The following is a 19,585-nucleotide window of genomic DNA, read 5'->3' as shown; positions in this document are numbered from 1 at the left end:
GGCAGATCGCGTTCAAAACGTGAGCTGGGTACATTGTTGAGCATGTTCGCAGGCGAGATCAGACAGTTGTGGCGCTACCCGGTGAAGGGCCTTCGGGGCGAGTCGCTCCGCTCCGCCAAGGTCGACTTCGACGGGCTGGCCGGGGACCGGACGTTCGGGCTGTTCGAACCCGGCACCGACAAGTCGGTGTGGGGCGGCAGCCACCCGAGGATGATGGCGTGGGAGGCGGCGTGGCCGGCGCAGTGCGGCTGCGCCGACGCGGTCGCGGGCGAGCCGGTCCTGTACGAGGGCGGCGGCGCGGCCTGGGCCGCCGACGACGCGGCGCTGCCGGGGCGCCTCGCGGCGACGATCGGCGCCGACAAGGGCGTCGAGCTGCGCCCGGTCCGGCGCGACTACGGCCGGATGCTCGTCGTGTTCGAGTCCAGCGTGCGGGAGTTGGGGAGACAGTTGGGCCGGGAGGTCGAGGCCGCGCGGTTCCGGCCGAACGTGATCGTGGACACCGACCTGGAGCCGTTCGCCGAGACCGCGCTCGAACCGGGCACGAAGGTCCGCCTCGGCGGGCACGAGTTCACCCTCCAGAAGCCGTGCGAGCGGTGCGTGCTGCCCAGTTGGTCCCCCGACGGCTCGAACGAGCGCGACATGGAGCTGCACAAGCACGTCATCAAGGAGCTGGGCAACCACTTCGGGATCTACGTGCGCATCGACGAGACGGTGACGATCGCCGTCGGCGACACGGTCGTCTGCTGAGCCGACCGGGCGGTCCGGACCGTACGGGCACTGGCGCGCCCTGAGCCGGGGATCGGTCGGCTCAGGGCGCGAACCCAGCATAAGCCCCGCGGCCGACACGCTGGGTTCACGCGATCCGCCCGCCGCCGAACCGTCACCGAGTGGTGATCCAGCGGTGGATGAACGGGTACAGCTCGTCAAGGGTCGCGCCCGAGGCGGTGGCGCGCGGCCACGGCCGCCCGTAGTGGTCGATGTAGGCCGTCGCGCAGCCGCGGTCGGCGGCCGGGGCGAGGTCGTTGCGGGGGATGTCGCCGATGCTCAGCAGGGCGTCGGGCGCGCGCTCTTCGAGCAGTTCGTCGAGGATCGCGTCCATGCCCTCGGGCTTGCCCGCGTCCCCGATGACGTGGTCGAAGAGGCCGTCGAGTCCGAGGCGTTCGACCACCGGCTCCAGACTGGAGGCCGGGGCATTGGTGACCAGGGCCACCTCGATCGTGCGCGGCAGGCTCCACAGGAACTCCCGGAAGCCCTTCGGGGCCCACACCGCGAACTCGCCGTCGGCCATGCGCTTGCGGGTGGCGACGTAGGCGTCGTGGCGCACCGAGTCGGCCACGCCGAACTCGCCGGCGAGGCGCCGCACCGCGTTGTCGGCGTCGTAGGCGTCGAAGGTCGAGGCGGTGGTGGGCTTGCCGGCGAGGAAGGCGGCGTGGGCGGCCAGGAAGGCCCGTTCGTCGTCGGGGGCGAGTTCGGCGGCGACGAGGCGCGCGTAGTGCGAGGCGTGCTCGGTGCCGAGCCGCACGGTGCCGTCGTAGTCGAAGAGCAGGATGGCGTCGTTCACGTATTGAGACGCTACGCGACCCGCCGCCGCCCCCAAAGGGACTGCGCCCATTTGTGGCTCGCGAGCTTCACCACACGGGCGCAGCAGCCCGGCTCACCCCCGGCCGCTCACTCGAAGCTGTGCGCGCGGGTCGGGAACTCCCCGGCGCGCACCTCGTCGGCGTAGGCCTTCGCGGCGCCCTGGAGGACGTCGGCGAGTTCGGCGTAGCGCTTGACGAACCGCTGCGGGCGGCCCCGGCGCAGCCCGGCCATGTCCTGCCAGACGAGCACCTGCGCGTCGGTGTCCGGTCCCGCGCCGATGCCGATCGTGGGGATCGGGATCTGCTTGGTGATCTCGGCGGCGACCGCGGCGGTCACCATCTCAAGGACGACGGCGAAGGCGCCGGCCTCGGCCACGGCGTGCGCGTCGGCCTCGATCTCGGCGGCCTGGGCGTCCCGGCCCTGGACGCGGTAGCCGCCCACGGCGTGCTCGCTCTGCGGCGTGAACCCGATGTGGGCCATGACGGGGATGCCCGCCTCGGTGAGCGCCCGGATCTGGGCGGCCATGCGGCGCCCGCCTTCGAGCTTGACGGCGTGCGCGCCGGCCTTCATGAAGCGCACGGCCGTCTCCAGGGCCTGCGCCGGACCGGCCTCGTAGGAGCCGAACGGGAGGTCGGCGACGACCAGCGCCCGCTCGGTGGAGCGGGCCACGGCCGCCACCAGCGGTACGAGCTCGTCGACCGAGACCTGGAGGGTGGTCTCGTACCCGTAGACGTTGTTCGCGGCGGAGTCGCCGATGAGCAGCGCGGGGATGCCGGCCTCGTCGAAGAGGGCCGCCGTGTACATGTCGTATGAGGTGAGCATCGCCCACTTCTCGCCGCGCTCCTTGGCTTCCAGGAGGTGGCGGGTGCGGACGCGCTTGACGTGCCTGCCCGGCCCGTACAGGCTCGGGATCTCGTCGGAGCGCGCCTCGGGGGACGCCGGTGCGGCGCCGTGCGGTGCGGTCTCGTGCGAAGCGAAGGCTTCGGATGCGGTGTTCTCGGACGAAGACGTCATCGTCGTGACTCCAGAATCTCCTCGTGGCCGGCTGCGCCGGTCCCCGGGTGGTTACCGAACCAAACTAACGCTCATCAATGTCCCTGTCATCCGTCGAGCACCCCGATGTGACAAATCACCGCCCGAGATCCTATAGGAAATATCCTATGGGATCTCGGGCGGCGGTGGTCTTACGCGCCTGCCTGAGCGCCCTACTTCCCTCTGAAGCGGTTGGTGATCGGGAGCCTGCGGTCGCGGCCGAAGGACTTGACGGTGATCTTCGTGCCCGGCGCCGACTGGCGGCGCTTGTACTCGGCGCGGTCGACCAGCCCGGCCACCCGGTCGACCACGTCGGCGGGGTAGCCCTGGGCCACGAGGTCCTCGCGCCCGGCGTCGCCGTCGACGTAGCCGGTGAGGATGCCGTCGAGGATCTCGTAGTCGGGCAGCGAGTCGGAGTCCTTCTGGTCGGGCCGCAGCTCGGCGCTCGGGGGCTTGAGGATCGTGTTCTCGGGGATCGGCTCGGTCTCGCCGAGGCTGCGGGCCTTCGCGTTGCGCCAGGTCGCCAGCTCGTACACGAGGGTCTTGAGGACGTCCTTGATCGGCGCGAAGCCGCCGACCGCGTCGCCGTAGATCGTGGAGTAGCCCACCGCGTACTCGCTCTTGTTCCCCGGTGCGAGCACGAGGTGCCCGTGCTGGTTCGACAGGGCCATGAGCAGGGTGCCGCGCACGCGGGCCTGGAGGTTCTCGACCGCCAGCCCCGAGATCGCGATCTCGGACACGAAGCTGTCGACGATCGGCTGGATCGCCTCGACCGAGTAGTGCAGGCCGCAGCGTTCGGCCAGGTCCGCGGCGTCGTCGAGCGAATGCGAGGAGGAGTAGCGGCTCGGCATGGCGACGACGTGGACGTTGTCGGCGCCGATCGCGTCGCGCGCGAGCACCGCGGTCAGGGCCGAGTCGATGCCGCCGGAGAGCCCGAAGATGACCGAGGCGAAGCCGTTCTTGCGCACGTAGTCGCCCAGGCCCAGGCGCAGCGCCTCCCAGATCTCTTCGAGCCGGTCGAGGTCGGGCGCGTGCGAGGGCTCGATCCGCGTCTCCAGCGGCGCGGGCGCGTCCGACAGGCGGTGCAGGGCGGTGCTCATCGACCGCGAGGAGTGGTTGGCGACGTCCCCGCCGCGCGCGGCCTCCAGGTCGAGGTCGGCGATGAGCAGTTCGGGGCCGAAGCGCCGCGCCGAGGCGAGCATGCGGCCGTCCGGGGCGGCGATCATCGAGCCGCCGTCGAAGACCAGCTCGTCCTGCCCGCCGACGATGTTGAGGTAGGCGACCGGGGCGCCGACCTGCGCGGCCCGCTCCTTGACGATCGCGGTGCGCCGCTCCTGCTTGCCCTGCTCGTACGGCGAGGCATTGACGTTGACGACCAGTCCGGCCCCGGCCTCGGCCGCGACGGCGAACGGTTCGCCCTCCTGCCAGATGTCCTCGCAGATGGTGAAGGCCACGTCGACCCCGCCGATGCGCGCGAGGTGCAGTTCGTGGCCCGCCGTGTAATAGCGGTCCTCGTCGAACACGCCGTAGTTCGGAAGATGGCGCTTGTAGTAGCGGAAGAGGACCTTGCCGTCCTGGATCAGCGCCAGCGCGTTGCGCAAGCCTCGCGAAGCGGGCGAATCCCCGGTCGCGGGGGGTGCGCCGTCGGCGTCGAGGTAGCCGACGGCCACGGGGAGGGCGCCGTTGCCGTCCTCGGCGAGTTCGGCGGCGAGGCGGACGAGGCGCTCGCGGCTGGCCTCCACGAAGGAGTGGCGCAGCGCGAGGTCTTCGACGGGGTAGCCCGTCAGCGCCTGCTCGCCGGTGGCGAGGAGGTGGGCGCCCGCGGCCGCGGCCGCGGAGGCGGCCCTGCGGATGAGGTCGGCGTTGTGGTCGAGGTCGCCTACGACCGGGTTGTCCTGGGCGAGTGCGATACGGAGCGTCGGCATGGGCCCATTCTTCCGCGTCCCGGCGCGCGCCGTCATGTGACTTGCGCGAAGTCTCAGACCTCGGTCGGGTTCAGAGGGAGCGCGCGAGGAGGATCGCCGAGAGCACGAGGCCGTAGGCGACGATCGCGATCCGCAGGGGCCGTTCGGGAATGCGCTGGAAGATGCGGGCGCCGATGTAGCCGCCGAGGAAGGTCGCGGGGACGAGGACGGCGATCGCAAGCCAGTCCACGTCGGCCCAGATCCCGTACATGACGGAGGTGACCACGCCGACGATCGTGGTGCAGAAGTTCTTGAGCGCGCCGACCCGCACGAGCCGCTCGCTCAGGCTCATGGCGATCACGGCCATGAGGATGAGGCCGAGGGCGGCGTTGAAGTACGCGCCGTACAGGCAGCCGGCGAAGACGCCGACGTGGAGCGCGGCGGGGTGCAGGTCGCGTCCGCCGTTGCGGGCGGTGACCTTGCGGTTGATCCACGGGCCGACCGCCATGAGGAGGGTCGCGGCCAGGACCAGGAACGGCACGATCGCCTCGAACACCTCGTGGGGGGTGTTGAGCAGCAGCAGCGCGCCGCACACGGAGGCGACGAGCGCGGTCGGGATGAGCCGGAGGGCGCGGGCGCGCTGCGGGAGCAGGTGCTCGCGGGAGCCGACGGCCGCCGCGGCGTAGGCGGGCGCGACCGCGATGCCGTTGGTGGCGTTGGCCAGGAGCGGGGGGACGCCGACGGCCATCAGGGTCGGGTAGGTGATGAGCGAGCCGCCGCCGGCCACGGCGTTGAGCCCGCCGCCGGCGAGGCCGGCGAGGACGAGGGCGGAGACCTGGAGCAGATTCATGGCTCCGGCAGCGTACGCTTTACCGCTGGGACGAGATGGCCAGGCGGTCGCGGCAGTGACGGGTGACCTTCACTGGCGAGGAACGTCCGGGCTCCACAGGGCAGGGTGGTCGCTAACGGCGACCCGGGGCGACCCGCGGGACAGTGCCACAGAGAACAGACCGCCGGCTTCGGCCGGTAAGGGTGAAACGGTGGTGTAAGAGACCACCAGCGCCGCCGGTGACGGCGGCGGCTCGGTAAACCCCACCCGGAGCAAGGTCAAGAGGGGCCGCGAGGCCCTGCGCGAAGGTCCGAGGGCGGCCCGCCCGACACGCGCCGCGACGCGGCGCGCACCTTCGCGGGTAGACCGCTCGAGCACGTCGGCAACGGCGCGCCTAGATGGATGACCGCTCTCGACAGAACCCGGCGTACCGGCCGTCTCGTCCCCCACTTCGCGATCGCGGCGCCGGTTCGGCGCGTACGCCTCGTCGACCTTCGGTCGGCGGCGTTCCCACCCTTTTGCTCCGTCGGGGCTCAGTCCTCGGGCTCGTTCGCCAGGGGGCCGAGGTCGTAGTGGGACAGGAGCTTGGCGGTGGCGCGGGTCATTTCGGGGAGGTCGTCGACGGGGTGCCAGCCGGCGTCCCAGACTTCGTGGCCGTCGACGATGATCTGGGTGGTCGCGGGGTCGCGGACGAGGCGGAAGACGTTGTCGACCCAGCGGCCGTGGGTGTGGACGACGGCGTTGGGGTCGGCGGGGGCGAGTTCGGCGAGGTCGGCTTCGATGCCGGTCTCCTCGGCGAGTTCGCGCCGGGCGCCTTCGATGGGCTGCTCGCGGCGGTTCAGCAGGCCCGCGGGGAGGGTCCAGCGGCGCCCTGGGGGCTGGCGGAGCATGAGGAGGCGCTCGCGGTCGGCGTCCGTCACCAGGACCACGGAGCCGAGCGTGTAGGTGGGCGTGGCGATCCGCACGATGCGCCGCCGCATCGGGTGCGGCAGGCTGTAGAACACCGTTCCGGCCAGGCGCCGCAGGAGCGGCGCCTTCCGGCGCTGCACAGAGGGAGTCACCGGCATACCCTACCCACCGGTCCGGCGGGGGGCGGCAGTGGCGTTGGGACGGTGGCGGACACGCGAAAGGCCCGGGGCACCCGCCCCGGGCCTTCGTCGCCGGTCTACTGCGGGCCGAGCTTGCGCGTGCCCGTGTAGTACTCGAAGAGGTAGCCGCCCACGGCGAACAGCAGGGCCACGCCGCCGGCGATGAGGAGCCAGGGGAGCCAGAAGACGACGCCGATGCCGGAGACGACCGCGGTCAGCGCCAGGCCCAGCGGCCAGTACGAGCCGGGGCTGAAGAAGCCGACCTCGCCGGAGACGTCGGAGATCTCGCCGTCGGCGCGGTCCTCGGGGCGCGGGTCGATGCGCCGGGCGATGAACCAGAAGAACAGCCAGACCATGAGGGTCAGCAGGCCCGAGAAGATCAGGGCGAGGGTGCCGACCGGTTCGATCTCGTTGGGCATCCCGTAGGCGGGGTTGTCGTTGATCTTGGTGACCCACGCGTAGATGGCCGCGAAGATGAACATCGAGACCATCACGATGGCGAAGAGCCGGTTCTCAGTCTTCATGGCGCTCCCTTAGCTCGCTTCGCCCGAAGCCGGGTCGGTGTCGAATGGATGCGTCGTGGTCGCGTACGCGTCCTGGCCGATGAGCTCGAGGGCCTCCGGCGTGGTCATGCCCTCGACGCGGGCGTTCACGAAGGTCTCGTAGTCCTCGGGGCTGACCACGCGCATCTCGAAGTTCATGAAGGCGTGGTAGGCGCCGCAGAGTTCGGCGCAGCGGCCGACGAAGGTGCCCTCGGTGTTGAAGTCGACCTCCCAGCGGGTGGTCTGGTCCTCGCCGCCGGGGATGACGTCGCGCTTGAAGAGCATGTCGGGGACCCAGAAGGAGTGGATGACGTCCTCGGCGTTGGCCTCGAAGCGGACGTCGTCCTCGTTGGGGACCACGATGATCGGGATGTATTCGGAGTTCCCGGTCTCGGTCACGGGGCGGCCGTCGGCGCCGGTGAGGGGCTCGCAGTCGGCGTCGGTGTACGTGAACTGCCAGTTCCACTTGAACGCGGTGACCTGCGTGCACGCGTACGGGTCGTCGCTCATCTCGGTGACCTCGTCCTGCACGATGACCGTGTAGTAGAAGAGGACGCCGATGAGCACGAACGGCAGGGCCGTGAAGGTCAGCTCCGCGGGCAGGTTGTACTTGGTCTGGCGGGGCAGCTCGGTGTCGGTGTCGCGCTTCTTGTAGGCGGCGATGCACCAGAACGTGAGGCCCCAGACGATGAGGCCGACGACGAGCGCGGCCACGGTCGAGCCGATCCACAGGTCGAACATCTGCTCGGACTGGGTCGTGGGGCGCGTGCGGGGCCAGCCGAGGTAGAACGCGTCGTCAAGGCTGCAACCCGCGAGGACGACGGGGAGCAGCGCGGCGATCCCGGTGAGACCTATCGTGCGGCGGGCTCGGCCGCGACGTACTCGGGACGGTTTTCCGACCACCTGTCTCATGCCTTTCTCAGCGCTCGGCTCCGCGTCCGCCGCCGGGCCGGCGGCAGGGCGCAGATCATGACGGCAAGAGCCTACTGCTTGGCCCGCGCCTCGGGGCGCAAGGGGTTGGGTTCGGCGCCGGAAGTCTTCTACATTGGGTCGGTGAGCGAGACCTACTTCGACGGCGCCACCGCGCAGCCGCCCCATCCGGCGGCGCGGGACGCCTATGCTGCGGCTTTGTCAGAGGGCTGGGCCGGGCCCGGGAGACTGTACACATTGGGCAGGCGGTCGCGGATGCTGCTGGAGGCGGCCCGTCAGTCGGCGGCGTCCTCGCTGGGCGTCGACCCCGATGAGGTCGTTTTCACATCGGGCGGGACACAGGCGGTGCACGCCGGGGTACTCGGCGTGATCGCGGCCCGCAGCGCGCCCGGTCCGCTGGTCCACAGCGCCGTCGAGCACTCCTCGGTGCTGCACGCCGCCGAGTGGCACGCGTCCCGCGGCGGCTCGGTCGTGACGGCGCCGGTGGACCGCGCCGGGAGGGTCGACGCCGATCCGCTCGCCGGGGTGGAAGACGCCTCGGTACTGGTCGTGCAGAGCGCCAACCACGAGGTCGGGACCCGTCAGCCGATCTCGGCGATCGCCGCGAACGCGGGCGGCGTGCCACTGGTGTGCGACGCGGCGGCGAGCCTGCCGTGGGAGACGGTGCCCGAGGGCTGGTCGGTCCTGGCCGCCAGCGCCCGCAAGTGGGGCGGTCCGTCCGGGACGGGGCTGCTGGTGGTGCGCCGGGGGGTGCGCTGGCGCAATCCGTTCCCGGGCGAGGACTCCTCGGTGCGGGAGGCGGTCGGTGAGGTGGACGTGCCGGCGGCGGTCGCCGCGGCGGCGTCGCTGCGGGCGGTCGTGGCGGAGCGGGAGGCGCTGTCGGCGCGGATGCGGGTGCTGACGGCGCGGATCAGGGAGCACATCGCCGAGACGGTGCCGGAGGTGGAGCTGCCGGGCGATCCGGTGGACCGGCTGCCGCACATCGTGACGTTCTCGTGCCTGGGGGTGGACGGGGAGGTGCTGCTGACGGAGTTGAACCGGGCGGGGTTCGCGGTGTCGTCGGGTTCGGCGTGCGCCTCGACGCGGCTGCGGCCTTCGCACGTGCTCCAGGCGATGGGGGTGCTGAGCCACGGGAACGTGCGGGTGTCGCTGCACCGGGAGTCGACGGAAGCGGAGGTGGAGCGGTTCCTGGAGGCGCTGCCGGGGATCGTGGAGGGGATTCGGCGCCTGTCGCGGTGAGGTGCGGAGGCGGTGCGCGCGTTCGGGTCCGGGTCGGCGGTCTTAAGACGACGGGGCTCACGGGGCGACTCGTGCCGCGTTCTATTGCATAGCACTTGCAGTTGTGGAAGCGTTGCTGTTGCAAAAGTGTTGCCACAAGTGAGAGAGGCGTCAGATGACCGTCTACACGCTGCCCGATCTGCCTTACGACTACGGCTCGCTGGAGCCGCACATCAACGGGCACATCCTGGAACTGCACCACGACAAGCACCACGCGGCGTACGTCAAGGGCGCCAACGACACCATCGAGCGGATCGCCGAGGCGCGCGACAAGGGCGACTTCGGCGGGATCGTGGGTCTGGAGAAGACGCTCGCGTTCAACGTCTCGGGGCACGTGCTGCATTCCCTGTATTGGGAGAACATGAGCCCGGACGGCGGCGGGCGCCCCGAGGGCGATCTGGCCGACGCGATCGGCGAGTACTTCGGGTCGTTCGAGGGCTTCCACGGGCAGCTCTCGGCGGCGACGACGCTCGTGCAGGGTTCGGGCTGGGGCGTGCTGTCGTTCGAGCCGACTTCGAAGCGGCTCATCGTGGAGCAGGTGTACGACCACCACGGGAACGTCGCGCAGACCTCGGTGCCGCTGCTGGCCTTCGACGCCTGGGAGCACGCGTACTACCTCCAGTACAAGAACGTGCGCCCGGACTTCGTGAAGGCCATGTGGGAGGTCGTGAACTGGCAGGACGTGGCGGCGCGCTACGCCGCTGCGATCGCCAAGGCCGAGTAGGGCTCGCGACCGGCTCCTGCCATCCCTAATCCCCACCCACCCAGAGGGGAAGCGACTGTAGGGGCCAGCGTGCCACCCGGGTCCGACAGGAATCGGCGCCGGCGGACCGCGCGAGCCGATTGTTCACCCGAAAGAGAGCGGCCCGCAGAATGCGAAGGGGCCCGCGCGGCGTTTGCCGCGCGGGCCCCTTCTCGTCTCGGGGTTCAGCGTTCGAGGCCGTGTTCGGCGGCGATCGCGGCGATGTCGGCGGGGGTGCCTGACATGATGGTGCGGGCGTGCTCGGTGACGAGCTCGACGGGCCAGTCCCACCAGGCGGCGCGCAGGAGCTGCTCGACGCCCTCCTCGTCGAAGCGGGAGCGGATCGGCTTGGCCGGGTTGCCGCCGACGATCGTGTAGGGCGCGACGTCGGCGGTGACGACCGCGCCGGAGGCGATGATCGCGCCGTCGCCGATGCGGATGCCGGGCATGACCGTCGTGTCGTAGCCGAACCAGACGTCGTTGCCGACGACGGTGTCGCCGCGGCTGTCGACGTTCATGACGATGTCGAAGGTGCGCTCGGCCCACTCGCCGCCGAAGATCGCGAACGGGAAGGTGGAGACGCCGACCATGGGGTGGTCGGCGCCGGCCATGAGGAACTTCGTGCCGGTCGCGAGCGCGCAGTACTTGCCGATGACGAGCTTCTCGGGGCCGTAGGAGTAGAGGACGTTCCGCTCCTCGAACCGCGTCGCGGCGTCGGGGTCGTCGTAGTACGTGTAGTCGCCGACCTCGATCTTCTCGGAGGCGATGAGCGGCTTGAGGAAGACCACGCGCGGGAATCCCGGCATAGGGTGCAGCACTGACGGATCGGGGATCATCGGCGTTCCTTTCGTCGCAGGCGGAACGCACGATACGCACGCGCGCCGTGGGACGCAAGGGGCTTTCGGGTCACCAGCCCAGTTCGGGACCGTTCGTCCCGCGTTCGGCGCGGGCGCGGAAGTAGCCGTTGAACAGCAGCACCAGGATGAGCGGCAGTCCGGCGAAGGTCGCGAGCAGCGGCAGCTGGGCGGCGGTGCCGAACCAGGAGGGCGCGGCCTCGGTGAGCAGCGGCGCGAGTTCGTCCTGGCCCCAGCCGCCGACCTGCGGCAGGCCGTCGAGGAGGCGTCCGAGTCCGACGCGGGCCATGATGAGCGCCCCTGCGGCGCTGAGCGAACCGGTGAGGACGACCGACCATCGTGGACCGATGCGGACCGCCACGGCCAAGGCGGCGAAGAGGATCGCGATCGCGAGGTAGGCCGTCGCGAGGTCGAGGAAGCGGAACTGGACGAGTTCCTCGAGCCGCAGCAGGTGGTACTCGACCAGGTCGTCGTCGCGGTCGATGAGCCGCGCCGCGGCGTCGGCCCGGGTCCGCGAGGCCGCGAGCCAGGCGGCGACGGCGCACACCAGCGCCACCCCGGCGACGACGGCAGCCAGCCAGGTCGCCGCGAGGGACCTCCGCGGCGCGGGGTCGGGAAGTCCGGTCAGCGGTCGGATCAATGGAGGCTCCGATCATCGGCGAGCTGTCAAGCATACCCGGTGCGGCGGGGCGGATCCACCGCCGCGGCCGGTCGGGGCCGGTTCGCCGGCCCCGGGCGCGGTCAAGGGAAGGACGCCGCGGCCTGCGGGAAGGGTTGCCCCCGCGGCGGATAGTCTGGCAGGCGACGGCGCGGCCGCGCGGCCGTTCCCCCACCACCACCCCTGGATTGGCGCCTGACGTGAGCCCTGAATTCCTACGCGACGCCGCAGGGACCGCGGCCGTCTTCGGCTTCTTCGCCATGACCTGGTTCGGCTGGGCGCAGGAGAAGCCGCCGCAGTCCTGGCTGTGGCCCTTGCGGATCGGATCGATCCTCAGTGGTCTCACGGCGGTCGCGGGCGGCCTGCTGCTGTGGCGGCACTGGTCCGACGGCTCGGTCATCGACGCCGAGACCGGTCCGCAGTTCGGCGTGATCGTCGGCATCGAGTTCGCCGCGGCCGGACTCGGCGCGGCCTTCCTCGCGATCCGCAAGAAGGCCCACCTCATGTCGGCGTGGATCGCGTTCGTCGTCGGCGTGCACTTCTTCCCGCTCGCGGTGATACTCCAGGCCCCGGCCCTGCACGTCACGGCCGCCCTGGTCACCGTCGCATCGGTCGCCGCCGTGTTCGTCGCGCGAGCGAAGTCGCTCACCGTCAGCGCCGTCGTCGGCGCGAGCGTGGGCCCGATCCTGCTCGTCTCCGGGCTCGTCGCCCTCGTCGACGCGCTCACCCGCTGAACGGAGCACCCCATGCGCGCGGTGATGGCGACCCTGGACGGACACCCCGGGCGGTCCAATGAGGACTTCGTGGGCGTCGTGCCGAACGGCGCGGTCCTCGTGGACGGCGCGGGCGTGCCGAACGCCGGGCACCTGTGCCGCCACGGCGTGGCCTGGTACGCGCACCGCCTTGGCGGCGCCCTCCTCGCGGCGCTCCCGCAGGAGCCGGAGCGCCCGCTCGCCGCGATCCTGACCGACGCGATCACCACGATCACCGACCTTCACCGCGACTCGTGCGAGGTGACGAACGCCAGCAGTCCCTTCGCGGCCGTCGCGATCCTCCGCGCCGGACCCGACCGCGTCGAGCACCTCGTGCTCGGCGACGCCTGCGCGGTCCTCGCAATGCGCGACGGCTCGCTCCTCGTGACCGAGGACCGGCGCGAAGCCGAGGTCATGGGCCGCTTCGAAGGCCGGCTCGCCGCCGCCCCCGAAGGGGGCGAGGCGTACCGCGCGGTCCTCGACGAGATGCGGGCCTGCCGCAACGCCCCCGGCGGGTACTGGGTCGCCAAGGACGATCCCGTCGCCGCCGCGCACGGGTTCACCGGTTCGGCTGCGGCACAGGAGGTCGCGAGCGCGGCGCTGCTGAGCAACGGCGCGGCCCGGCTCGTGGTGCCGTTCGCGGTGGCCGACTGGGCCGAGGTGATGACCGTCCTCGACACGGCGGGACCCGCGGCGCTCATCGAACGCGTGCGGGCCGAGGAGACCCGGCGCGAGTACGCAACCGACGACGCCACGGCGGTCCACTGCACGGCGTTCCAGGGGCGGTAGGCGGGTCCCCGAGGGTCGCGACCGGTCCGGCGCGGACCGACTGCGTGCCGCAGGCGCCGTGTTCGGATCCAGTGCGACGCCGTGTCGGAACCCGGTTCGGGTCATTGAACCTGCCGCAAACCGCCGACCCGACCCACGTCGGCGCCTAGGCTCGGCCGGAGAGGGCCGCGCGCTGGCGGCCCGCGACGGAGGGAGCGGGGCGATGGGCGACCCGGAGGCGCCGAGACCGGAGGAGGCGCCGAACGCCGCCGACGAGCACGGGCACAAGTCCGGCCTGTGGTCCGAGGCCGACGCCCGCGGCGGCTACATGACCGGCGAGTACGTCCACGGCCTGCGCCAGGGCGTGTGGCGCCACTTCGCCGACGACGGGCGGCCGCGCTCCGAGGGCCCGTTCCTCGACGGCCTGGTCCACGGCGAATGGACCTGGTGGCGGGCGAACGGCCGACTGCTCCAGAAGGGCGGCTTCGTGCGCGAGCAGCGCCACGGCCGCTGGGAACGCTGGACCGCCGACGGCACCCCGATCGACCGCGGCGACTACGACCACGACAAGAAGATCGGCGAGTGGACCGCCTACAACCCCGACGGCACGGTCAAGAAGGTCACGAACCACCGACCCCGGAAGTGAACGCCGACAGGGCGGGTCGTCGTCAGGTGCCTGTTGGTGGTGCGGCACACCCGCGCGGAACCGCCGCTGCGGCCCTGCGACCGGGCGCGAACCCGCCGTAGGCGATCGCGGCGGGTCACGACCGCATCGGGTACAGGTGCCCGCGCGAAGTCGACGCCCCTGGCCGGGACGACCGCGATCACGCGCCCCGAGCCACGAACCTCCGGATGCGGAAACGCCTGCCGTGCAAAGGGGCCGACCGGTCGTACCGGTCGGCCACTTCAGTGCGTCATGCGGCGCTGCACGTCACCTGTGGTGCCGTTGCGGGGCCGGAGGCGATGAAGCCGAAGGCTTCGCGGCTCTGGCCTGCGGCGACCGCGCCGTTCCAGCCGACGTCGGCGGCGGTGACGGCGGCTCCGGACTGGGACCAGTCGGCGTTCCAGGCGGAGGTGACCTGTTGGGAGGCGGGCCAGGTCCAGGTGAGGGACCAGCCGTTGAGGGCGCTCGCGCCGGCGGTGACGTCGACGCGGCCCTGCCAGCCCGAGCCCCAGTCGCCGGTCACGGTGACGGCCGCGGTGCAGCCGTCGCCGGTCGGCGGCGGGGTCGTGGTGGGCGGCTCGGTGGGTTCCTCGCCGTCCCCGCAGGAGGGGTCGGTATTGGTCTGGGTGAGCAGGCCCAGTCGCCAAGGCAGGCTGTTGTAGTCGCCGCCGGCGTTCGGGTCGACGCCCTGGTACACGTACCGCATGTCGCACGGGCTGATCTCCAGCCGCTGGTCGACGCCCGCGCGGACCATCTCGCCGTGGCTGATGTCCTCGGTCCACACACCGGCGGGGAAGGACACGTTGGACGCGGCCGCGAACGGGTTCGCGTTCGAGTCCGCAAGGGGCGTCCAGGGACCGGCGATGCTCGTGGAGGTCCAGGAGCGGAAGTAGCGTCCCACCGTGCCGAACGCCTCGATGAGGAGCAGGTACCGGTCGGCGCCCTGTACCTTGTAGACGTTGCTGGCCTCCCAGAGCGCGTACTTGTCGTCGTCCTCCATCGCGATGACGGGTTCGCTCATCCCGTTGGGGAAGTTCGACACCGAGGTCTGCGAGCGGTAGAGGTGCCCGTTGTCGTCGGAGGAGAACAGGTGGCAGTTCGCCTCGTCGCAGGTGACCCACATGTCGACCCAGTAGCCGCTGCCGATGTTGTCCTGGATGATCTGCGGCATCCCGGAGTAGAAGTGGCGCGGCGCCGTCCAGCCGGTGGGGTCGGCGATGTCGGGGTTGGTGGAGTACGCGGCGTTGCCGTCCTGGTAGACGAGGTACCATAGGCCTTGCGGCTCATAGAAGAAGACCTGCGGGGCGGCCCGGTAGCCGGTGCCGATAGCCGAGCGGTCGAGGTAGTGGTGGGTCGCGTTCGCGGCCTGGGACCAGTCGGTGAAGTTGAGGTACACCATGTTGTACCCGCCCGAGCTGGCGATGCTGGCGAACACGTGCCAGCGCCCGTCGTGGTAGACCACGGACGGGTCCTTGAGGCCCGCGATGTTCGGGTGGGCGCTGTCGGGCTTCGGTCCCATGAGGACGCCGCTGGAGGACCATTCGAATTGGGCGGGGAGCGCCGCGAGGGCCTGGGCCGGTGCCGGGTCGGCCTGGTCGGCGGGTTCGGCGCTCGCGCTGAGGGCCGCGGCGGACATCGCGACCGCCAGGACGGCGGCGATCAGGGCGGCTCGGGCCGTCCTGAGCCTGGTTCGTTTCGGATTGGCCATGCTTGCCTCTCTCGTTGCGGGGCAGCGGATGCGCCGTGTCCGGTGCCTCTGGAAGTTTCAGCGGTTTCCGGAATTCGGTGCACCGCAAGGCCAGGTTACCGATAACCATCGAGGTTTGTAAATACTTCTAGCTCCATGTCGATGCTCCGGGAGTTCCGGAACTCCGCCGAGAACGCCGCGAGGGCCCCGCCGGAGCGGGGCCCTCGTCGACGCGTGCGGTCACTTCACGGCGTGCGTGACGTCCCGCTCCTCGGCGTGGAAGCAGGCGGTCGGGTGGGTGCCTCCGTCGCCCACGTCGAGGGTCGGGACGACCTCGGCGCACTCCTCGGTCGCCTTCCAGCAGCGGGTGCGGAAGCGGCAGCCCGAAGGCGGGTTGATCGGGGACGGCACGTCGCCCTGGAGCACGATCTCGTCGCGCTGGCCGCGCAGCTCCGGGTCCGGCACGGGCACCGCCGACAAGAGCGCCTGCGTGTAGGGGTGGCGCGGATGGTCGTAGATCTCCGGCCCGGTGCCGCGTTCGACGATCTTCCCCAGGTACATCACCGCGACCTCGTCGGCGATGTGGCGCACCACCGACAGGTCGTGCGCGATGAACACGTACGCCAGGCCCAGCTCGTCCTGAAGGCGCTCGAGGAGGTTGATCACCTGCCCCTGGATCGAGACGTCCAGGGCGCTCACCGGCTCGTCGCACACCAGCACCCGCGGCCGCAGCGCCAGCGCCCGCGCGATGCCGATGCGCTGGCGCTGGCCTCCGGAGAACTGGTGCGGGTAGCGGTTCACGTGGTCGGGGCTGAGCCCGACCATGTCGAGGAGGTCCTTGACCTCCGCGGCGCGCTTGCGCCTGGGGATCACCTCGGGGTGGATCTCGAAGGGCTCGCCCACGATGTCGCCCACGGTGAGCCGGGGGTTGAGCGAGGTGTACGGGTCCTGGAACACGAGTTGGACGTCCCGCCGGAACGGCCGCATCCGTCGCGGAGGCAGGTTCGCGATCTCCTTGCCCTGCAACTTGATCGAGCCGGAGGTGGGGGCTTCGAGCCCGACGAGGAGCTTCGCGAGCGTGGACTTGCCGCACCCCGACTCCCCCACGACGCCGATCGTCTTGCCCGCGTGGAGGACCAGGTCGACGCCGTCGACGGCCTGCACCTGCCCGACGGTGCGCTTGACGACGATCCCGCGCTGGATCGGGAAGTGCTTGACGAGGTCGGTGGCCTCCAGGACCGGCTCGGCGACCGCGTCCGCCTGCCCCAGTTCAGCGTTCATCGACGTAGACCTCCTCGGCGAAGTGGCAGCGGGCGCCGTGGTGCTCGGCCGGCTCGGTCCACGGCGGGACCTCCTCGGCGCAGCGGTCCTCGGCCGCGAAGCAGCGCGGGTGGAAGGGGCAGCCGCTCGGCAGGTCGGCCGGGTTCGGCGGCAGGCCCCGGATGACCTCCAGCTCCCGCCCGACGCTGTCGACGCGCGGGATCGCGCGCAGCAGCGCCTTCGTGTAGGGGTGGGCCGGGCGCTTGAAGGTGTCGCGGATGCCCGCGCGCTCGACCACCTCCCCGGCGTACATGACCGCGACGTCGTCGGCGACGTCGGCGACCACGCCGAGGTCGTGGGTGATGAGGATGAGCCCCATGTCGCGCTCCTCCTGGATGCGCTTGAGCAGCCGCATGATCTGGGCCTGGACGGTGACGTCGAGGGCCGTGGTCGGCTCGTCGGCGATGAGCACCTCGGGGTCCAGGGCGAGGGCCATTGCGATCATGACGCGCTGCCTCATGCCGCCGGAGAACTGGTGCGGGTAGTTCCCGACCCGGTTGCGGGCGTCGGGGATGCCGACCTGGTCGAGCAGGTCGATCGCCTTCTTCTTCGCCTCGGCGCGGCTGGTGCCGCGGTGGACGCGGAACAGCTCGCCGATCTGGAAGCCGACCGACCACAGTGGGTTGAGGGCCGAGAGCGCGTCCTGGAACACGATCGCGATGTGGTTGCCGCGGATGCTCCTTCGGGTCTCCTCGTCCTGTTCCAGGAGGTCGACGCCGTGAAGGAGGACCCGGCCGCCGGTGACCTTGGCGGGCGGGGTGTCGAGGATGCCCATGATCGCCTGCGAGGTCACCGACTTCCCGGAGCCGGACTCGCCGACGACCGCGAGTGTGCGCCCCTGTTCGAGCGTGAAACTCGCGCCCCTCACGGCCGGGATGCGGTGGCCGCGCACCTTGAACTCGACGCGCAGGTCGTCCAGTTCCAGCAGCGGCGCGTTCATGTCGGCGCCCGGGAGGGTGTCGCCGATGACGCGCAGGTACTCCGCCAACGCGATCACCTCAGTTTCGGGTCGAGGGCGTCGCGCAGGGCGTCGCCGAAGGTCGCGAACGCGAACACGGTCAGGATGAGCAGCACGAGCGGGATGCCGAACAGGTACAGGTACCCGCCGCCGGCCCACTCGGTCCCGTCGGAGAGCAGCACGCCCCAGCTGGTGGCGGGCGGCTGGACGCCGATGCCGAGCACCGCCAGGGCCGCCTCGGTGACGATGACGCCGCCGATGGTGGTGGGCACGACGGCGGTGACCGGCGCGATGGCGTTGGGGAGGATGTGGCGGAACATGATCCGCCTGTCCTTGGCGCCCAGGCATTTCGCGGCCATGACGTAGTCGAGGTTCTTCGTCTCGATGGTGGAGGCGCGCGCGTAGCGGCAGAACTCCATCCAGCCGAAGAGGCACAGCGCGATGGCAGGTGGCGCGATGGTCTCCAGCATCGAGTCCGGCGCCGAGCGCCCGCGGAAGAGGCTCAGCAGCAGGATGGCGCCCAGGAGCATCGGGATGACGATGAAGACGTCGAGGGCGCGCGAGATGAGCGCGTCCACCCAGCGGCCGTAGTACCCGGCGGTGATGCCCAGGACGAGGCCCACGGCCACCGACACGACCATGACGGTGAGCGCCAGGACGATCGTGGGCCGGGTGCCGTAGACGATGGCGGCGGCGAAGTCGCAGCCGAAGCCGTCGGTCCCGAGCGGATGCTCGCCGACGAACCAGGTCTCCGGCTGGAGCCGGGCCTCGCGGCCCCGGCAGACCGTCGGGTCCTGGTCGGTGAACAGGGCCGGGAATGCCGCCATGGCGAACACGAACAGCATCACCAGGACCGCGAAGATGACGTCGGGCCGTTTGCGGAGGCTGTGGAACGCGTCGGCCCACAGTGACGCCTGCCGCTGCGTCTGCGAGACGGGAACTGTCAACTCAGTCATAGCGGATCCTCGGATCGAGTACGGCGTAGAGGAGGTCGACGACGAGGCTGACCACGACCACGACGACGGCCGACACGGTGAGCCCGACCAGGACGAGGTTGATCTCCTGGCGCTGCACGGCCTGGAAGATCATGCGCCCCATGCCGGGGATGCCCATGACGCCTTCGGTGAGCACCGCGCCGGAGAGCATGAACGCGAACAGGTAGCCCACGCCGGTGACGATGGGGATCATGGAGTTGCGCACGACGTGGACCATCGTGATGCGGCGCTCCTTGAGCCCCTTGGCCTTGGCGGTGCGCACGAAGTCGGCGCCGAGGTTCTCCAGCTGGCTGGCGCGGACGAGGCGGGTGAGGGTCGCGAGCCCGACCGTGCCGAGGATGATGCCCGGCATGATGATCGTGACCCACGGGTAGTCGGGGTTGTAACTCGGTCTGAAGAACTGGCCCATGAACGAGTCGGTGCCCCATATGCCTCTGGCCCACTTGGTGAGCGGCACCGAGATGATGTACACGTAGGACAGCAGGATGAGGAAGACCGGGATCGAGTCCACGAGGATCGTGGTCGCGCGCACGGAGTGGTCGACGAGGCTGCCGCGGCGCCGGGCGGCCCAGGTGCCGAGGAGCATCGCGAGGGTCACGACGGTGATCGTGGAGATGATGAACAGCCGCAGCGTGTTCGGGATGTACACCGCGAGCAGGTCGCCGACGTCGCGGTTGCCCTGGAGGGTCGTCCCGAGGTCGCCGGAGGCCAGGCGCTGGAGCCGTTCGACGAACGGGACCAGGCACGGGTCGCCGGTCCGCTCGTAGCAGGGGCTGTCGAGGCCGTAGAGCCGCTCGATCTGCTCGAGCATGGCCGGGTCGGGGACCCGTTCGCCGCCGAAGAACAGGAGGGCGGGGTTGCCGCGGACCTGGACCGACAGCGCCATGAGGTAGTGCAGCAGGAACAGCACGATACCCAGTGTGAGCAGGGCTTGGAGAAGCCTGCGTATGATATAGCGTCCCATGTGGAATCCAGTTCTAGCGCCCCCGGGCGGGCCGATGGC

At 70.8% G+C, this 19,585-nt stretch carries 20 protein-coding genes, 1 other RNA gene and 1 pseudogene; 7 read left to right on the top strand and 15 right to left on the bottom strand.

Translation table 11 applies throughout. The annotated features are described in order from the left end of the window. Nucleotides 1-42 precede the first annotated feature (42 nt). Nucleotides 43-747: an MOSC domain-containing protein gene (locus E9998_RS20560; protein WP_136531567.1), complete on the top strand. Its 705-nt coding sequence runs from the start codon at nt 43-45 to the stop codon at nt 745-747. Nucleotides 748-880: 133 nt separating this feature from the next. Here E9998_RS20560 and E9998_RS20555 read toward each other — a convergent pair whose 3' ends face one another. The 4 genes from E9998_RS20555 to E9998_RS20540 all read right to left on the bottom strand — a co-directional run bounded on the left by E9998_RS20555 (nt 881) and on the right by E9998_RS20540 (nt 5,367). Next, nucleotides 881-1,561, bottom strand: a complete 681-nt coding sequence (locus tag E9998_RS20555; protein WP_158299906.1) for an HAD family hydrolase — start codon at nt 1,559-1,561, stop codon at nt 881-883. A gap of 107 nt (nt 1,562-1,668) precedes the next feature. After that, nucleotides 1,669-2,595 carry a 3-methyl-2-oxobutanoate hydroxymethyltransferase gene (gene panB, locus E9998_RS20550; RefSeq protein ID WP_136531565.1) on the bottom strand — a complete coding sequence of 309 codons (927 nt, stop codon included), beginning with the start codon at nt 2,593-2,595 and terminating at the stop codon, nt 1,669-1,671. Between the two features lie 191 nt (nt 2,596-2,786). Further along, nucleotides 2,787-4,538 (bottom strand): NAD+ synthase, encoded by a 1,752-nt coding sequence (locus tag E9998_RS20545; protein WP_136531564.1) that lies wholly within the window; start codon nt 4,536-4,538, stop codon nt 2,787-2,789. 70 nt (nt 4,539-4,608) lie between these two features. Continuing rightward, a complete protein-coding gene (locus tag E9998_RS20540; RefSeq protein WP_136531563.1) occupies nt 4,609-5,367 on the bottom strand; it encodes a sulfite exporter TauE/SafE family protein in 759 nt (252 codons plus the stop codon). A gap of 31 nt (nt 5,368-5,398) precedes the next feature. Here E9998_RS20540 and rnpB point away from each other — a divergent pair. Continuing rightward, nucleotides 5,399-5,792: RNase P RNA component class A (rnpB, locus tag E9998_RS20535), an RNA gene on the top strand. An 87-nt stretch (nt 5,793-5,879) separates the two neighbouring features. Here the strand turns inward: rnpB and E9998_RS20530 are convergent. The 3 genes from E9998_RS20530 to ctaC form a co-directional block, all read right to left on the bottom strand. Next, nucleotides 5,880-6,413: an NUDIX hydrolase gene (locus E9998_RS20530; protein WP_136531562.1), complete on the bottom strand. Its 534-nt coding sequence runs from the start codon at nt 6,411-6,413 to the stop codon at nt 5,880-5,882. A gap of 98 nt (nt 6,414-6,511) precedes the next feature. Further along, nucleotides 6,512-6,958, bottom strand: a complete 447-nt coding sequence (locus E9998_RS20525) for a cytochrome c oxidase subunit 4 (RefSeq protein WP_136531561.1) — start codon at nt 6,956-6,958, stop codon at nt 6,512-6,514. A 9-nt stretch (nt 6,959-6,967) separates the two neighbouring features. Further along, nucleotides 6,968-7,888: an aa3-type cytochrome oxidase subunit II gene (gene ctaC, locus E9998_RS20520; RefSeq protein ID WP_136531560.1), complete on the bottom strand. Its 921-nt coding sequence runs from the start codon at nt 7,886-7,888 to the stop codon at nt 6,968-6,970. A 132-nt stretch (nt 7,889-8,020) separates the two neighbouring features. Here ctaC and E9998_RS20515 point away from each other — a divergent pair, with 132 nt between their 5' ends. Together E9998_RS20515 and E9998_RS20510 are read left to right on the top strand one after the other, a co-directional pair. Then, nucleotides 8,021-9,145 carry a cysteine desulfurase family protein gene (locus tag E9998_RS20515; RefSeq protein WP_420842460.1) on the top strand — a complete coding sequence of 375 codons (1,125 nt, stop codon included), beginning with the start codon at nt 8,021-8,023 and terminating at the stop codon, nt 9,143-9,145. Nucleotides 9,146-9,299: 154 nt separating this feature from the next. Next, complete coding sequence (locus tag E9998_RS20510; protein ID WP_136531558.1) at nt 9,300-9,908, top strand: superoxide dismutase; 609 nt, start codon at nt 9,300-9,302, stop codon at nt 9,906-9,908. Between the two features lie 203 nt (nt 9,909-10,111). On the opposite strand, the gene E9998_RS20505 is transcribed toward E9998_RS20510, so the two are convergent. Both E9998_RS20505 and E9998_RS20500 read right to left on the bottom strand, forming a co-directional pair. Beyond that, nucleotides 10,112-10,762 (bottom strand): CatB-related O-acetyltransferase, encoded by a 651-nt coding sequence (locus E9998_RS20505; RefSeq protein ID WP_136531557.1) that lies wholly within the window; start codon nt 10,760-10,762, stop codon nt 10,112-10,114. Nucleotides 10,763-10,832: 70 nt separating this feature from the next. Further along, nucleotides 10,833-11,420: a hypothetical protein gene (locus tag E9998_RS20500; RefSeq protein WP_136531556.1), complete on the bottom strand. Its 588-nt coding sequence runs from the start codon at nt 11,418-11,420 to the stop codon at nt 10,833-10,835. Nucleotides 11,421-11,638: 218 nt separating this feature from the next. Here E9998_RS20500 and E9998_RS20495 point away from each other — a divergent pair, with 218 nt between their 5' ends. The 3 genes from E9998_RS20495 to E9998_RS20485 all read left to right on the top strand — a co-directional run bounded on the left by E9998_RS20495 (nt 11,639) and on the right by E9998_RS20485 (nt 13,604). Further along, nucleotides 11,639-12,172: a hypothetical protein gene (locus E9998_RS20495; protein ID WP_136531555.1), complete on the top strand. Its 534-nt coding sequence runs from the start codon at nt 11,639-11,641 to the stop codon at nt 12,170-12,172. 12 nt (nt 12,173-12,184) lie between these two features. Continuing rightward, nucleotides 12,185-12,979, top strand: a complete 795-nt coding sequence (locus E9998_RS20490) for a protein phosphatase 2C domain-containing protein (RefSeq protein WP_204745568.1) — start codon at nt 12,185-12,187, stop codon at nt 12,977-12,979. Nucleotides 12,980-13,181: 202 nt separating this feature from the next. Beyond that, on the top strand, nt 13,182-13,604 hold the full coding sequence (locus E9998_RS20485) for a toxin-antitoxin system YwqK family antitoxin (protein ID WP_136531554.1): 423 nt from the start codon (nt 13,182-13,184) through the stop codon (nt 13,602-13,604). A gap of 268 nt (nt 13,605-13,872) precedes the next feature. On the opposite strand, the gene E9998_RS27170 is transcribed toward E9998_RS20485, so the two are convergent. The 6 genes and pseudogenes from E9998_RS27170 to E9998_RS20460 all read right to left on the bottom strand — a co-directional run bounded on the left by E9998_RS27170 (nt 13,873) and on the right by E9998_RS20460 (nt 19,546). Then, on the bottom strand, nt 13,873-14,256 hold the full coding sequence (locus tag E9998_RS27170) for a cellulose binding domain-containing protein (RefSeq protein WP_420842459.1): 384 nt from the start codon (nt 14,254-14,256) through the stop codon (nt 13,873-13,875). Beyond that, nucleotides 14,236-15,189 (bottom strand): annotated as a pseudogene (locus E9998_RS20480) (glycoside hydrolase family 62 protein); the annotation flags it as partial. The pseudogene E9998_RS20480 and the gene E9998_RS27170, both read right to left, overlap by 21 nt. A gap of 360 nt (nt 15,190-15,549) precedes the next feature. After that, on the bottom strand, nt 15,550-16,590 hold the full coding sequence (locus tag E9998_RS20475) for an ABC transporter ATP-binding protein (protein ID WP_136531553.1): 1,041 nt from the start codon (nt 16,588-16,590) through the stop codon (nt 15,550-15,552). Further along, nucleotides 16,580-17,569 (bottom strand): ABC transporter ATP-binding protein, encoded by a 990-nt coding sequence (locus E9998_RS20470; RefSeq protein ID WP_136531601.1) that lies wholly within the window; start codon nt 17,567-17,569, stop codon nt 16,580-16,582. Before E9998_RS20470 ends, E9998_RS20475 begins: the two co-directional genes overlap by 11 nt. Nucleotides 17,570-17,622: 53 nt before the next feature. Then, nucleotides 17,623-18,543: an ABC transporter permease gene (locus E9998_RS20465; RefSeq protein ID WP_136531552.1), complete on the bottom strand. Its 921-nt coding sequence runs from the start codon at nt 18,541-18,543 to the stop codon at nt 17,623-17,625. Next, a complete protein-coding gene (locus E9998_RS20460) occupies nt 18,536-19,546 on the bottom strand; it encodes an ABC transporter permease (protein ID WP_136531551.1) in 1,011 nt (336 codons plus the stop codon). Before E9998_RS20460 ends, E9998_RS20465 begins: the two co-directional genes overlap by 8 nt. Between the last annotated feature and the right edge of the window lie 39 nt (nt 19,547-19,585).

This window comes from Glycomyces paridis, assembly GCF_004912155.1.
Taxonomy (GTDB): domain Bacteria; phylum Actinomycetota; class Actinomycetes; order Mycobacteriales; family Micromonosporaceae; genus Glycomyces; species Glycomyces paridis.
The sequence above is the reverse complement of the archived record's forward strand: the minus strand, read 5'-3'. Positions and strand labels throughout refer to the sequence as shown.

Excerpts from the sequence above, each read along its gene's own strand:
- E9998_RS20560 (WP_136531567.1), top strand. The coding sequence starts at position 43 with ATGTTCGCAGGCGAGATCAGACAGTTGTGGCGCTACCCGGTGAAGGGC.
- panB (WP_136531565.1), bottom strand. The coding sequence starts at position 2,595 with ATGACGTCTTCGTCCGAGAACACCGCATCCGAAGCCTTCGCTTCGCAC.
- E9998_RS20545 (WP_136531564.1), bottom strand. The coding sequence starts at position 4,538 with ATGCCGACGCTCCGTATCGCACTCGCCCAGGACAACCCGGTCGTAGGC.
- E9998_RS20540 (WP_136531563.1), bottom strand. The coding sequence starts at position 5,367 with ATGAATCTGCTCCAGGTCTCCGCCCTCGTCCTCGCCGGCCTCGCCGGC.
- E9998_RS20530 (WP_136531562.1), bottom strand. The coding sequence starts at position 6,413 with ATGCCGGTGACTCCCTCTGTGCAGCGCCGGAAGGCGCCGCTCCTGCGG.
- E9998_RS20525 (WP_136531561.1), bottom strand. The coding sequence starts at position 6,958 with ATGAAGACTGAGAACCGGCTCTTCGCCATCGTGATGGTCTCGATGTTC.
- ctaC (WP_136531560.1), bottom strand. The coding sequence starts at position 7,888 with ATGAGACAGGTGGTCGGAAAACCGTCCCGAGTACGTCGCGGCCGAGCC.
- E9998_RS20510 (WP_136531558.1), top strand. The coding sequence starts at position 9,300 with ATGACCGTCTACACGCTGCCCGATCTGCCTTACGACTACGGCTCGCTG.
- E9998_RS20505 (WP_136531557.1), bottom strand. The coding sequence starts at position 10,762 with ATGATCCCCGATCCGTCAGTGCTGCACCCTATGCCGGGATTCCCGCGC.
- E9998_RS20490 (WP_204745568.1), top strand. The coding sequence starts at position 12,185 with ATGCGCGCGGTGATGGCGACCCTGGACGGACACCCCGGGCGGTCCAAT.
- E9998_RS20485 (WP_136531554.1), top strand. The coding sequence starts at position 13,182 with ATGGGCGACCCGGAGGCGCCGAGACCGGAGGAGGCGCCGAACGCCGCC.
- E9998_RS20475 (WP_136531553.1), bottom strand. The coding sequence starts at position 16,590 with ATGAACGCTGAACTGGGGCAGGCGGACGCGGTCGCCGAGCCGGTCCTG.
- E9998_RS20470 (WP_136531601.1), bottom strand. The coding sequence starts at position 17,569 with ATGAACGCGCCGCTGCTGGAACTGGACGACCTGCGCGTCGAGTTCAAG.
- E9998_RS20465 (WP_136531552.1), bottom strand. The coding sequence starts at position 18,543 with ATGACTGAGTTGACAGTTCCCGTCTCGCAGACGCAGCGGCAGGCGTCA.
- E9998_RS20460 (WP_136531551.1), bottom strand. The coding sequence starts at position 19,546 with ATGGGACGCTATATCATACGCAGGCTTCTCCAAGCCCTGCTCACACTG.